Source organism: Amycolatopsis stemonae (assembly GCF_054781455.1).
This window is the reverse complement of the sequence record NZ_BAAGUJ010000043.1, coordinates 1-549: the sequence shown is the minus strand read 5'-3', so window position 1 is coordinate 549 and position 549 is coordinate 1. Positions and strand designations below refer to the sequence as shown.

The following is a 549-nucleotide window of genomic DNA, read 5'->3' as shown; positions in this document are numbered from 1 at the left end:
TGGAGTTGCCCCCTGGGGCCGGACACCTTGATTCCAGACAGTGGTCTGGAGGGAGGATGTCCTGGTGTCTCGCAGGTCGAAGTATCCGGAGCAGTTCCGTCGTGACGCCATCGAGCTGGTCAACTCCACTGACCGGCCGTTGCGGCAGATCGCCCGAGAACTAGGCGTCAACCACGAGACCCTGCGCTCGTGGGTCAACATCGCCAAGCAGGCCGCCGACGCCGGACCGTCCGAGGACCCCGAGCTCACCGACGAGGTCCAGCGGTTGCGGAAACAGGTCGCTGAGCTGCAGAAGGAGAAGGAGATCCTGCGCAAGGCAGCCGCCTATTTTGCGCGCGAGATGGATCGATGATCTACCGCTACCGATTCATCTCCGAACACCGCGCCGAGTTCGGTGTCCAGCGGTTGTGCCAGGTCCTGGGCTTGCGCCGGCAGGGCTTCCACGAGTGGGTCGCCGCCGAGACGGCCCGGGCCCAGCGGGCGGCGGTCGAGGCCGACCTGGTCACCTTGATCGCCTCGATTCATGCCGAGCACCGGCGCGCCTACGGG

Annotated in this window: 1 protein-coding gene and 1 pseudogene; both read left to right on the top strand. The window is 66.1% G+C overall.

Going from position 1 to position 549, the window contains the following annotated elements; genetic code table 11:
- The first annotated feature begins 64 nt into the window (after window positions 1–64).
- On the top strand, window positions 65–352 hold the full coding sequence (locus ACYVLJ_RS47940) for a transposase (RefSeq protein WP_460443746.1): 288 nt from the start codon (window positions 65–67) through the stop codon (window positions 350–352).
- Window positions 349–549, top strand: a pseudogene (locus ACYVLJ_RS47935) (IS3-like element ISRhosp1 family transposase); the annotation flags it as partial. The gene ACYVLJ_RS47940 and the pseudogene ACYVLJ_RS47935, both read left to right, overlap by 4 nt.